Raw genomic sequence first — 12,262 nt, forward strand, 5'->3', positions numbered from 1 at the left:
CGAGGAGAAAATCGGACGGCCGCGTGCTACGATTCGTCCCTGATGCAACGCATATTCGTCACCGGCGCCACCGGCTTCGTGGGCCACGCGGTGGTACGCGCGCTCCTCCAGCACGGCTTTCTTGTTCGCTGCCTCGTCCGCCGAGGCTCGGAGTCTGAGCTGCGCGGATTCGAATCCATCGATCGGGTACCCGGGGACGTGCTCAAGCCCGAGGGTCTCGTCCACGCCGTGGAAGGATGCGCGGCCGTCATCCACCTCGTGGGCATCATCCGCGAGCACCGGGCGCGCGGGATCACCTTCGAGCGCCTCCATCCTCTGGCCACCGCCAACATGCTGGGCGTCGCCCACGAGGCCGGCGTCAAGCGCTACGTGCACATGAGCGCGCTCGGGACCCGGTCCGACGCCCGCTCACGCTATCACCAGACAAAGTGGGAGGCCGAGGAGGTCGTGCGCGCCAGCGCGCTCGAGTGGACCATGTTCCGCCCGTCGCTCATCTACGGCGCGGGCGATGAGTTCGTCTCGATGCTGGCGCGGCTCGTGCGGCGGGCCCCGGTGGTGCCCGTACTGGGCAGCGGGGAGACACGTTTTCAGCCGGTCGCCGTCGAGCATGTCGCCGAGGGTTTTGTCCGGGCCCTCCGGACTCCGGCATCCGTGGGCCAGGTCTACGAGGTGGCGGGGCCCCAGGCCTATCGATTCCTCGACATTCTCGATCTGGTCGGCGCCGCCGTGGGCCGCCGGCGGGTGCGCAAAGTCCACGTGCCGCTGGGGCTGGTGAGGGCGGCCACCCATACCCTCGGCTGGCTCCCATTCTTTCCCGTGACGACCGATCAGCTCATCATGCTCGACGAGGACAATGTCACGGAGCCCATGCGCTTCTACACCGATTTCGGCATTGCCCCCGAATCATTCGTGGTCGGGCTCTCGCGCATGTTTCCCCCGGCGTGAATGGACAATCCCTTTCACACCAAGGGGCTTCGCCACGGGTCGAATGATCCGCGCGGCCTCCTCGAGCGCATCGACGCGCAGCTCGGTGAACGCATCGAGGAAGCCGTCGAGATGGCGGCCCTGGAGCTGCTGGTCGAGCTGCGCAAGCGGCATCATCGGCCGGCGCCCGCCAGCGACAGTCAGGCCGACCGCGATGAGTTCCACGCTTTGACGGGAGACCTGCTCGGCTATCTCCGCGAGGCCTTCGCCACGGAAGTGACCGCCGAGCGCCGCGCCGCCCTGGCGGAGGCGGAGACCTCAGGAAGCGGCGAGCGCGAGCGCGCCCTGCGGGATCAGACCTTCCTCGCCAAACAGCTGCCCGACTACTGGCAGCGCTTCGAGGTCCATCGCGCGGCTCACGCGGAGGCGCGCCTCTCGGCGCCCCCACCACAGCCAGGCTTCCTCAAGCGACTGTTCGGAAGCTAGGCAGCCCGCAAAGTCCCCGACGGCGTTTCGTCCAGCTCGAGCTGAGCGAGAGCCCAGAGATCCTCGCAGGCGCCGAGGGCGCCCTGCCATTCCTCATAGTGGGCGAGCAATGTCCGACGGGCGGCCGTCAGCCTCGCCTCGGCCGCGTCTAATCGCTCGCGCACTTCCGGCAAGTGCCGGGCGGATGCCGTCGCCACACCCGTCCGGGTCGAGGCCCCTAGCCTGTCCAGCAGGCGATTCATCTCGTCTTGGAGCAAACGGTCTAGCGGATTCATGTCATGTCCTCCGTCCCCGATCCCATTTTAGGACGGGCTCCTATACTAAACATCTGAGGAGTATCCTGTCAAGCTCTCGATGCCGCCGCGGAGCATCCTCAAAGCTGTCCCCGGGGTCACTGGGCACTTGACAGACCCAACAGCTGTTGTATGCTGCAACACATGTTGCAGCCATGGTTGCTTCTCCTCCTGAGCCTGCCACCCCAGCCCTCGAGCCTCCGCGTGCGCACCTGGCGCAAGCTTCGCGCCCTCGGGGCCGTCGCCCTCAAGAGCGGCGCGTACCTCCTGCCCTTCTCGCCGGATCGCTACGAGCAGTTTCAGTGGCTCGCGCAGGAGGTTCAAAAGGACAGGGGCGAGGCGACCCTTCTCAAGGTGGACCGAGTAGAGAACGTGAAGGAGGCCGATGTGATCCGCCTCTTCCAGGAAGCGAGAAATGCCGAGTATGCCGCGCTCACCGACCGGTACCGCAAGCTCAGCTCGGCCAAGCGGCCCCGCGCGGCCGAGGACCTGGCGCGGCTCGCCCGCGAGATGGACAGGCTGGGCGAGATCGACTTCTTCGAGGCGCCCGGGCGACAGCAGACCCTCCGAGCCCGCGAGGCGGCCGAGCGCCGTCTGGCCGGACCCGTCAAGCCGGGCCCTCGCCCCGCCGGACGGCTCGACGTCGAGGCGCTGAAGAATCGGCGCTGGGCGACCCGCCCGCGGCCGCACGTGGATCGGATAGCCTCGGCCTGGCTCATCAAGCGCTTTCTCGATCCGGCCGCGGAGTTCGTCTTCGCGGCGCCCGACGAGCTGCCGGCCGATGCCATTCCCTTCGACATGGCGGGGGTCGAGCTCGGCCACCACGGCGATCACTGCACCTTCGAGACCCTCCTGCACCGTTCGGGGCTACGGGACCGCCGCCTCTTCGCGATCGCGGAGATCGTCCACGAGGCCGATCTCCGCGACGGCAAGTTCCAGCGCGACGAAGCGCGCGGCCTCGATCTCGTGCTGCGCGGGCTCCTGGCCGCCATCAAGGACGACCAGGAGGCGCTGGCCCAGGGACTGGTCTTGTTCGATGGCCTCTATTCGACGATTGGAGAACGCCGATGACCGAGACGCGAACCACCTGGGCCTTTGTGGGCAACTTCCTCGATCTGGGCAGTCTCGACTCTGGCGGGCTCACGGCGCTCATGGTGACGGGCCTCGTGCTCCTCGCCGCGGGAATCGTGGCTGCTCAGCCGGCCGGGAGCTGGCTCTTCGGGGCAACGGGACGGGGCACGGCTCAGTGGACTGAAGCGGGGGCGGCCCTGACGTATCGAGGCGGCGCGGCGTATGGCTGGGCCGTGCTTCCCGCCACCTCCCTCCGGGACGGATTCGTGCAGGTTCGTTTCAAGCCGGTCGCCGGCCGAGAGGACCAGGCGGGAGGCGTGGTGTGGCGCTGGCGCGATGCCGACAACTACTCCGTCGCTCGCGCCAATGCCCTGGAAGACAACGTGGTCGCCTACAAGGTCGTGGGCGGGCGCCGCACCGCCCTCGCCCCCGGGGGGACGCCGGCCGGCACGTACGGCGTCAAGACCAAGGTGGCGAGCGGCGCCTGGCACACGCTGCGCGCCGACTTCTCCGGCTCCGAGTTCACGGTGACCTTCGATGGCCAGCGGCTCTTCGCCGTTCGAGATGACACTTTCGCGGAGGCGGGCAAGGTCGGCGTCTGGTCCAAGGCCGACAGCGTGACAGGGTTCGAACGCCCTCAACATGGAGAGAAATCATGAGCGATCATCCCCACATCCTGTTCGTCTGTCTTCACGGCGCGGCCAAGAGCGTGCTGGCCGCGGCCGACTGCGAGCGCCTCGCCGCCTCGCGAGGGCTCCGCGTGACCGCCGACTTCGCGGGCACGGAGCCCGATGCCGACATTGCCCCCAAGGTCGCCGCCGCGCTTGCCGTCGACGGCGTCGACCTCGGCGGCAAGAAACCGCGTCTGGTCACGCGCGAGGATGTCGCCCGCGCGGACCGCGTGGTGGCCTTTGGCTGCGACCTCGGCGCCGCCCTCCCCGCCGGCGTCGCCATCGATCAGTGGGCGGATGTGCCCGCGGTGAGTGACGGCCTGCCCGCCGCCCGGGCCGCGATCCACGCGCATCTCGAGCGGCTGCTCGAGGAATGGGGGCGGCCACGAAGGGGGTGACCCGCGCCGAGGCCCGCGTGGACCGCATCGCCTGTTCCTGGCTCATCAAGCGCTTCATCGACCGAGACGCGGAATTCCCCTATGGCCAGGGTCGGCTCCCGCGTGGGGCATAACGCGCGACTTGTCTTCATCGCCAAGTCCGCCCGGACCTTCTGCTATGGGGCCCTAGGCATCCTCCTGCCCGTCTACCTGACCGAGCTGGGCTTCGACGCCAGGCAGCTCGGCATCGCGGTCACCCTCACCCTGCTCGCCAGCACGGCCATGACCTTCACGGTGCGCTGGCCGGCCGAGCGCTGGGGGCCGCGCGCCACCCTCATGGCCCAGTCCGCGCTCATCGTGGGGTCGGCCATCGTCTTTCTGCTCACGCGGCAGCCCTGGGTGGTGGTAGCGGCGGCCATGGCCGGGAACGTCGCCGTGAGCACGGGCGAGACCGGGCCTTTCCTCTCGCTCGAGCAGGTCATCGTCACTCGGGACGCGGCTCGCGAGCGCCTCAACACCACGCTGAGCTATTACAACCTGACGGGCTATGCGGCGGCCGGCCTGGGAGCCGCCGCCGTCACGCAGCTCGGGGCGTCGCACCGGCCGCTCTTTGCCTTGTTCCTCCTGAGCGGACTCACCCAGCTTGTGGCCTATGGGCTCATGCGGCGTGAGCCCTCACGCCACGCCGCCACCCGGCAGGCCGCGGGAACGCCCTCGCGCCCCCTCGTCCGGCGCCTGGCCGTCATCTTCGCCCTCGACTCCTTCGCGGGCGGCTTCGTCGTCCAGAGCCTCCTCGCCTACTGGTTCTACACACGCTTCGGCCTCGGGCTCGATGCCCTCGGCTGGATCTTCTTCGGCGTGCAGATCCTCTCCGGATTGTCGCTGCTGCTGGCCGCCCGCGTGGCGCCGAAGCTCGGGCTGGTGAACACCATGGTCTTCTCTCACCTGATCTCGAACGTGTTCCTCATCGGCGTGGCCCTCTCTCCCGTGGCCTGGCTCGCCGTCACCTTCCTGCTCGCCCGTCACCTCCTCTCTCAGATGGACGTGCCGACGCGCCAGACCTTTCTCATGCTGGCCGTGCGCGACCATGAGCGTGAGCATGCGGCGTCCATCACCAATATGAGTCGGACGCTGGCGCAGTCGGTGAGCCCCGCCCTCACGGGGCTCGTGATGCAGGGCGTCTGGCTGACCGCGCCTTTCTTCCTCGGCGGAGGTCTCAAGATCGTCTACGATCTCTGGCTCTACGCCACCATCCGCCACGTGAAGACCTCGTAGGGCGCTTCTCGGTACCGCGGCGCCGTAACCCCGGGGCGCGCATAGTATGATCGATAGACATGAAAGCCATGATCGCGACGCAGTGGGGTGAGCCATCCGAGATGCAGTACGCCGAGGTCCCGGACCCGATGCCGGGCCCCGGCCAGGTATTGATCGACGTCAAGGCCATCGGCTGCAACTTCCCCGACATCCTGATCGTCCAGGGCAAGTATCAGATGAAGCCTCCCCTGCCCTTCAGCCCGGGGCACGAGGTCGCCGGCATCGTCCTCGCCGTGGGCGCGGGGGTGACGCGAGTCCATCCAGGTCAGCGGGTCTTCGCCATGATCGATCTGGGCGCGTACGCTGAGCGCGCCGTCTCGGACGACGCGCGGGTCTTCGCCATCCCCGACGGGATGACCTTCGAGGAAGCTGCGGCGTTCGCCCTCGTGAACCAGACGTCGTATTCCGCCCTCGTTCACCGAGCCCAGGTGCAATCCGGTGAATGGCTGCTCGTCCACGCCGCGGCGGGCGGGGTCGGGCTCGCCGCCGTCCAGATCGGCAAGGCGCTCGGGGCGCGCGTAATTGCCACGGCGAGCACGGTCGCCAAGCTCGAGATCGCGAGGCAGTCCGGCGCCGACCTCCTCATCAACTACCAGAGCGAGGATTGGGTCGAGCGGGTGAAGCACGTGACGGACGGGCACGGCGCCGACGTGATCTACGACCCCGTGGGCGGGGACGTCTTCGATGGCTCGAGCAAGTGCATCGCCTTCGAGGGCCGGCTGCTCGTGGTGGGCTTTGCGGGCGGCCGCATCCCGTCCATCGCCGCCAACCGCATTCTCCTCAAGAACATGTCGGTGGTCGGCGTGCACTGGGGCATGTACCAGGGCCTCGGATCGCCGCGGGTCGACGAGTGGATGAGCGCGCTGTTCGCGATGTACGGGAAGGGACAGGTCTGGCCCGTCATCTACAAGACGTATCGTCTCGCCGAGGCGGCCACGGCCCTCCAGGCTATCGCCTCGCGGGCGAGCTACGGCAAGGTCGTGTTGATTCCCTGACGGGGAAGGTAGAGAGACCACTCCCTCTCCCCCGTCGAGGGGGAGAGGGCTGCCGCGCCCTACTTGCCGGTGACGGCCTTGACGGCTTCCTGGGTGACCGCGACCATCCGGTCGAGCTGCTCCTCGGTGATGACGAGGGCCGGCGAGTAGAAGATATTCTCCATACGCGCCCGGGTGATCACGCCGCGCTTGCTCATCTCCTGCATGATCCGCGCCCCGATCTTCTTGTCCGCGTCGAACGGCTTCTTGGTCGCCTTGTCCTCGACGAGCTCGACGGCGGCGATCAGGCCCTTGCCCGAACGGATATCACCCACGTTCGGGTGACCATCGAAGGCCGCGTGCAGCGCCTTGTGCAGGCGCGTGCCCAGGGTGGCCGAGCGCTCCCACAGCCGCTCGCGCTCCATGATCTCGACGTTCTTCAGGCCCACCGCGCAGCAGGTGGGATGCCCGGAATACGTGTACGCGTGCATCCACTTGTCTTCGGGCTTGACGGAGTCCATGGCCTCCTTGATGTCCCTGGAGACCATGATGCCGCCCAGGGGCAGATAGCCCGAGGACACGCCCTTGGCGAAGGACATGATGTCGGGCAGCACGTTCCAGTGCGTCATGGCGAACCAGTGGCCCGTCCGGCAAAAGCCCGTGATGACCTCGTCCGCGATGAAGAGCACCTGATGCTTGTCGCAGACCTTGCGCACGAGCGGGAAGTAGTCGTCGCTCGGGTAGATCACGCCGCCCCCGCCGTGGATGGGCTCGGCGATGAAGGCGGCCACGGTCTCGGGGCCTTCGCTCACAATGGCCTCCTCGAGGAGGCGGGAGGCGGTCTGTCCGGGCGTCTCGCCAGGCTTGGCGCCCTCCTGACGGTACGGGTAGCAGGTGGGGATGTGCACGAAGTTCGGCACGCGCGGCTCGAACATCTTCCAGTACGGGGCCATGCCCGTGGCACTCATGGCCTGCAGCGTCACGCCGTGATACGCATTGACGCGCGCGATGATCTTGACCTTGTCGGGCTTGCCCTTGGCCTTCCAGTAGAAGCGCGCCGTCTTGAAGGCGGACTCGTTGGACTCCGCGCCCCCGCACGTGAAGAAGACCCCCTGCATGTTCTTGTAGGAGAGCGAGATGAGCTTTTCCGCCAGCTCGACGGCCGGGATGTTCGACGACCCCGCGTACGCCGAGAAATAAGCGAGCTCGCCCATCTGCGCCGCCGCGGCCTTGGCCAGCTCCTCGCGCCCGTGGCCGACATTCGTGTTCCAGAGCCCGGCCAGGCCGTCGATGTATTCCCGGCCCTGGATATCCGTGATCATGGCTCCGCGGCCCTTGACGTAGACCATGGGCTCCAGGTGATCGCTGGGATGGTGCAGCGGGTGGATCAGGTGGTCCTGGTCGGACTTGATCAGCTCTGCGGCCTGCACCGGCATCGGTTGCCTCCTCGAGTGGCTCAGCGGTGATGGATGGACCGAGCGGGCGCATGCGCCCGATAGTCACCACCGGGAATCGGAGTGGCCCGGTCGAGCGGTCCGACGTACCAGTACATGCACGCCCGGACCGGCCCGCCGGGAGCCCTCTCTATCCCGGCCTCCTCGCGATGATACTGGCTCCCCTCGGCGGAGTCCAGCACCCTCCAGAAGGCCGGATCGAGGAGTCGATAGATCTCGCCGCGAATCTTTCCTGTCGCGCACTTGAGCGCGGCGGGGTAGCGGCCGAGGTCGAAGAGAAGCCCCGGTGTCGCGGCCTTCCCCAGGTACTCGGCCCGGCCTTCGAGCAGAGGGTGGAGCGGGAAGCCGCGCATGAGAGTGCCGTAGACGAAGAGGAGATGGTCACCGCCCACGGAGCACGGCCTCGAATTCCCGGAGGGCCCGAGCGTAGCGCTCGCCGGCCACCCACATGAAGTCATTGTGATGCGCGCCGGGCACGATCAGGAGACGCTTCGGCTCCAGCGCCGCCTGAAAGAGGCGCTGCCCGTGCCAGAGGGGCACGATCTCGTCGGCTTCACCGTGCATGATCAGCACGGGGCACCGCACATGCCCGATCTTGTCGATGTTCCTGAACTTGTCGAACGGAAAGACGGGCAGGCTGGTCATCACCCGAAACGCCGTGACGAATCCCGACTCCACGATGAGTCCGCCCAGTTGACGACGCGAAGCGAGATCCACCGCCGCTCCCACCCCCACCGAGCGGCCATAGGCGATGATGCGATCCGGCGCGACGGCCAGTTCCCGGGTGAGGTGCTGATAGGCGGCCTCGATGTCACCATAGGCATGCCGCTCGGACGGTCTTCCCTCGCTCGTGCCATAGCCGCGATAGTCATAGACAAGTACCGCGAAGCCGAGCTGTCTCAAGACGGGCACGATGGACCGGACCACCCCCAAGTCCTCGGCGTTCCCGTGGCTGTAGAGGAGCGTGTAGCGGGCCTCGGGATTCGCCGCGTACAGTGCGGCGATGCGCGGGCCATCGGCGGTGGGAATCTTCACGATCTCCGCGGTGTCGCGATAGGTGGGCGGCGGAGGCAGGAAGATCATGCGGTCCGCATAGAGCCAGGCCAGGACCCCGATGGCCGCATAGACGAACGCGATCGAGAGCAGGACGCGGAAGAGCGATAGCTCGGGGATCAGCAGGCGCCGGATCCCCGTCCGACTGAGCATCCGGGGTTAAGGCCGGTGAGCCTCGTCGACCTTCGTCGGCTCCTCACGGGAGCAGGCGGCCGGCCCGCTTCAGCTGGTCTTGATGCCGAAGCGCGGAAGCACCCAGCGCGCCACGACGATCCATGCGGCGGCCGCGACCACCACGGCGACGAGCATCCAGATCGTGTCCATACTAGCCCTCCTTGCCGTCCGGCGCCGCCTGAAGCACCGCTTTCAAGAACTCGGGCTCGGGATAGGCGCCCTCGAACTCGACGCGGTCATTGATGACAACCTTGGGCACGGCCATGACGTGATAGCGCTGCGAAATATCAGGGAACTCATTGGCCTCGATGCACTCCGCGCGAACCCTGTCCGACGCGATCGCCATGTGCTGCGCCAGGCGCACGGCCCGGGGACAATGCGGTCAGGTCGGCGTCGCGAAGACCTTGATGCGGACGTCCCCGGTCAGCCCGGCCAGGGCCTGCTTGGTCTCCTCCGAGAGCTGCGCCTCACCGCGGGAGACGGCGACGATGGAGTCGATGAGATTGGAGAACTCGTAGCCGGCGGGAATGCCGAGGAAACGGATACCGTAGTCCTTGGCGCCCTCCACGGCCACCGCGGGGGTGACCGACACGTCATAGGCGGCCGTCTCGTCGCGCTCGATGTGAGGGTTGAGCACCTTGACGGAGATCTGATCGGAGAGGGCGGCCACTTCCTTGATGAGGGCGACCGTCTCGGCATTGGTTTCCGGGCCGAGCTCGGAGGCGAAGACGGTGAGCCTGACCGGGCCCGTCAGCTTCTCGAACTCGCGCTTGACCGCCTGCTCGTCCTGCGCCGTCAGGAACCCCATGGCGTCAGTATACTCGGAAACTCGAAGGGGGGCTTTGCCCCCCTTCACTATCGGTGCCCCGAAGGCTTACCCCGCACGATCTCGAGCATTTCTCGATATCCGGCGGGATCGATGCGGGCGTCGATGAGCGTGGGGCCGGCGGTCGCCAGCGAGGCCGCGAGGGCGGCGGCGAAGCCGGGCTCGTCCGTGACTGTCCGCGCGGGCATGCCGAAGGCGCGGGCGAGCTCGGCCGGGTCTGGTCCCGCGTAACGCATCGAGATGCCCTCGTAACCCTTCTGCTCCTGCTTGATGGCAATCAGGGACAGGGCGGCGTCATTGAAGACGATCACAGTGATGGGGAGCTGGAGCCGGGCCGCCGTCTCCAGCTCGGCCGCCACCATCATGAAGCCGCCGTCGCCCGTCAAGCAGAGCACGCGCCGCTCGGGACACGCGAGCTGGGCGGCAATGGCTGCGGGCAGCGCGAAGCCCATGGTGGCGAGGCCATTGGAGATCAGGAACTCGCCCGGCTCCACGGCGTGCCAGTACTCGGCGGCGGGAAACATGTGGGCGCCCGCGTCCACCGTGGCGATGGTCCCGGCCGGGGTCATCTCGCGCGCGACCTGACAGATCCGATGCGGGGCCAGGCCGGGCACCCTGATCTCCAGAGCGCGCTGTCGCTCGCGCCGCAGCCGCTCGATCTCCACCACGTCCCAGTCGGCGTGGTGCTGCTGGAGCCGCGGCGCGAGCTCTTCCAGGATGGCGCCGAGCTCGCCGACGACCTCGTGGGCGGACGTGAAGTAGCCCCGGCTCGGCGCCCGGACGAGGCTCAGCACCGGCGCCGTATAGCTCCAGCGCCGGGGAATGAGCTCGACGGCATCGAGGCCGAAGGTGATGATGAGGTCGGCGCGGCCGACCACAGGCTCTTCGAGAACCCCGTTCGTGAAGACGCCGAGAGCAAGGGGATGTGGACCAGGAACGGCGCCCTTGGCCTTGTACGTCGTCAGCACGGGCGCGGGTAGGGCCTCCACGAAGGCCCGCAGCCACTTGCTGTCCTCTCCCCGGCACTGGAGGCCCGCGAGAACGACGGGCCGCTTGGCTCGCCTGATCATGTCCGCCGCGTGGTCGAGATCGGCCACGCTGGCCGGTGACGGGGCGCCGGGCGTCGGTCCGGAGGCCGTCTGCGTCGAAGGCTGGCTCGCGATGTCGGCGGGCAGATCGAGATGCACCGGTCCGCGCGGCTCTGCGAGCGCCAGCTGCGCCGCGCGAGCGACCTGATCCCCCGCCGACCCCGCCGTCACCGTGAAACTGTCCTTCACGGTGGCGCCAAGGAGTGCCGAATGGTCCAAGGATTGGTGAGTGGCGAAGGCGAGCACTCCCGCCGGGTGCCGGTCGGATAGATAGATGAGCGGGCTCCGGTCGAGGAAGGCGTGGGCTAGCCCATGGGCGCTTGCCGTCACTCCCGGGCCCAGTGTCGAGAGGACAGCGCCCGGGATGCCCGTGAGCTCGCCCGTGACCGCGGCCATGATGCAGGCCGCTGATTCCTGGTGACACAGGATGAAAGGCAAGTCCTGCGCGCGAGCGGCCTCGAGCAGCTCGAGATTGGAGCCGCCGCCGGGTACCCCGAAGAGACGCGGCACGCCAGCCTGGCGCAGGCCCTCGATGAGGACGTCGGCGACGGTGGGCATCAGAGGCGCGCCGGCCGGATCACTGAAGAGGTGGCTGGCGTCGTACTAGCCGGAGAGGCGCGCCAGCACTGGTCGCATCCAGTCCAGCGCCTTGCGGATGTTGGCCTCCGAGTTGGCGTAGGAGAGCCGGAGGTAGCCCTCGCCGTACTGCCCGAAGGCCGTGCCGCCGAGGACAGCCACGCCGCCTTCCTTCAAAATGGCCTCGGCGACCTCCGCGGAGGGCCGCTTGAGCGCTTTGATATTCGGGAAGACGTAGAAGGCGCCCTTGGGCGTCCGGCAAGACACGCCGGGGAGGGCGTTGAGCCCGGCCACGATGATGTCGCGCCGCCGCTTGAACTCGGCGACCATCCGCTGCACGGGCGTCTGATCCCCCTGGAGGGCGGCGATACCGGCCCACTGGGTGAAGGAGGCCGTGCAGGAATTGGAGTTGACCATGAGTCGCGCCACGTGCTCGGCCAGGGGCACCGGCATGATGCCGTAGCCCATGCGCCATCCCGTCATGGCGAAGGACTTCGAGAAGCCGTCCAGGATGATGGCGAGGCCCTGCATGCCCGGGAAGCGTGTGATGGAGGCGAACTCGCCCTCGTAGAGGAAGGCCTTGTAGATCTCGTCGGTGAGCACGGGAATCTGGTAGTGGGCGGCCAGCTCGGCGATGCGGCCCAGCTGATCCAGCTCGAGCACGCCCCCCGTCGGATTCTGCGGGGAGTTGATGATGATGAGCTTGGTCTTCTTGGAGGCGGCCTTCTCGAAGGCGGCCATGTCGAAGCCAAAGCCCGTCTCCTCGCGGAGCGGGATGGGCACCGGCACGCCCCCCACGAAGTTGATGACCGATTCGTAGATGGGAAATCCCGGATTGGGATAGATGACCTCGTCCCCGGGATTCACCAGGGCCGTGATCACGAAGTACATGATGGGCTTGGCCCCGGGGGTGACCACGATCTCCTCGGGCGCCACCGGGATGTTGCGCGTGGACCCGACGTCCTTGGCGATGGCCTCGCG

At 67.7% G+C, this 12,262-nt stretch carries 15 protein-coding genes and 1 pseudogene; 8 read left to right on the forward strand and 8 right to left on the reverse strand.

Features of this window, described 5'->3' with window-relative positions:
• Window positions 1–42: 42 nt before the first annotated feature.
• Window positions 43–945: a complex I NDUFA9 subunit family protein gene (locus VGT00_10015; GenBank protein ID HEV8531739.1), complete on the forward strand. Its 903-nt coding sequence runs from the start codon at window positions 43–45 to the stop codon at window positions 943–945.
• Window positions 946–1,410, forward strand: a complete 465-nt coding sequence (locus VGT00_10020; protein HEV8531740.1) for a hypothetical protein — start codon at window positions 946–948, stop codon at window positions 1,408–1,410.
• Here VGT00_10020 and VGT00_10025 read toward each other — a convergent pair.
• On the reverse strand, window positions 1,407–1,685 hold the full coding sequence (locus tag VGT00_10025; protein ID HEV8531741.1) for a hypothetical protein: 279 nt from the start codon (window positions 1,683–1,685) through the stop codon (window positions 1,407–1,409). The two genes, VGT00_10020 and VGT00_10025, sit on opposite strands and share 4 nt — an antisense overlap.
• 162 nt (window positions 1,686–1,847) lie before the next feature.
• On the opposite strand from VGT00_10025, the gene VGT00_10030 reads away from it, so the two are divergent.
• Genes VGT00_10030 through VGT00_10055 form a run of 6 tightly spaced genes read left to right on the forward strand, consistent with a single transcriptional unit; the run spans window position 1,848 to window position 6,131 of the window.
• The gene (locus tag VGT00_10030; GenBank protein ID HEV8531742.1) at window positions 1,848–2,774 is read left to right on the forward strand and encodes a chromate resistance protein ChrB domain-containing protein; all 927 of its coding nucleotides are present in this window, start codon (window positions 1,848–1,850) and stop codon (window positions 2,772–2,774) included.
• Window positions 2,771–3,433, forward strand: a complete 663-nt coding sequence (locus VGT00_10035) for a hypothetical protein (protein HEV8531743.1) — start codon at window positions 2,771–2,773, stop codon at window positions 3,431–3,433. The genes VGT00_10030 and VGT00_10035 overlap by 4 nt, the downstream gene beginning before the upstream one ends.
• Entirely contained in the window at window positions 3,430–3,843 is a 414-nt protein-coding gene (locus VGT00_10040) for a hypothetical protein (protein HEV8531744.1), read from the forward strand. Before VGT00_10035 ends, VGT00_10040 begins: the two co-directional genes overlap by 4 nt.
• A complete protein-coding gene (locus tag VGT00_10045; GenBank protein HEV8531745.1) occupies window positions 3,819–3,956 on the forward strand; it encodes a chromate resistance protein ChrB domain-containing protein in 138 nt (45 codons plus the stop codon). The genes VGT00_10040 and VGT00_10045 overlap by 25 nt, the downstream gene beginning before the upstream one ends.
• Entirely contained in the window at window positions 3,925–5,097 is a 1,173-nt protein-coding gene (locus tag VGT00_10050; protein HEV8531746.1) for an MFS transporter, read from the forward strand. The genes VGT00_10045 and VGT00_10050 overlap by 32 nt, the downstream gene beginning before the upstream one ends.
• A gap of 59 nt (window positions 5,098–5,156) precedes the next feature.
• The gene (locus tag VGT00_10055) at window positions 5,157–6,131 is read left to right on the forward strand and encodes an NADPH:quinone oxidoreductase family protein (GenBank protein HEV8531747.1); all 975 of its coding nucleotides are present in this window, start codon (window positions 5,157–5,159) and stop codon (window positions 6,129–6,131) included.
• A gap of 59 nt (window positions 6,132–6,190) precedes the next feature.
• Here VGT00_10055 and VGT00_10060 read toward each other — a convergent pair whose 3' ends face one another.
• From VGT00_10060 to VGT00_10090, 7 genes and pseudogenes are all read right to left on the reverse strand, one after another.
• Window positions 6,191–7,546, reverse strand: coding sequence for an aspartate aminotransferase family protein (locus VGT00_10060; protein HEV8531748.1), 1,356 nt, complete (start codon window positions 7,544–7,546; stop codon window positions 6,191–6,193).
• 20 nt (window positions 7,547–7,566) lie between these two features.
• On the reverse strand, window positions 7,567–7,956 hold the full coding sequence (locus VGT00_10065) for a gamma-glutamylcyclotransferase family protein (protein HEV8531749.1): 390 nt from the start codon (window positions 7,954–7,956) through the stop codon (window positions 7,567–7,569).
• On the reverse strand, window positions 7,946–8,770 hold the full coding sequence (locus VGT00_10070; protein ID HEV8531750.1) for an alpha/beta hydrolase: 825 nt from the start codon (window positions 8,768–8,770) through the stop codon (window positions 7,946–7,948). Before VGT00_10070 ends, VGT00_10065 begins: the two co-directional genes overlap by 11 nt.
• Window positions 8,771–8,942: 172 nt before the next feature.
• A pseudogene (locus tag VGT00_10075) lies at window positions 8,943–9,161 on the reverse strand (thioredoxin family protein).
• A gap of 12 nt (window positions 9,162–9,173) precedes the next feature.
• Window positions 9,174–9,599: a hypothetical protein gene (locus VGT00_10080; GenBank protein HEV8531751.1), complete on the reverse strand. Its 426-nt coding sequence runs from the start codon at window positions 9,597–9,599 to the stop codon at window positions 9,174–9,176.
• A gap of 47 nt (window positions 9,600–9,646) precedes the next feature.
• A complete protein-coding gene (locus VGT00_10085; protein ID HEV8531752.1) occupies window positions 9,647–11,263 on the reverse strand; it encodes a thiamine pyrophosphate-binding protein in 1,617 nt (538 codons plus the stop codon).
• A 45-nt stretch (window positions 11,264–11,308) separates the two neighbouring features.
• A partial coding sequence (locus VGT00_10090; GenBank protein HEV8531753.1) for an aminotransferase class I/II-fold pyridoxal phosphate-dependent enzyme occupies window positions 11,309–12,262 on the reverse strand: 954 nt, incomplete at its 5' end.

The sequence above is a fragment of the Candidatus Methylomirabilota bacterium genome (assembly GCA_036002485.1).
Lineage (GTDB): Bacteria > Methylomirabilota > Methylomirabilia > Rokubacteriales > CSP1-6 > AR37.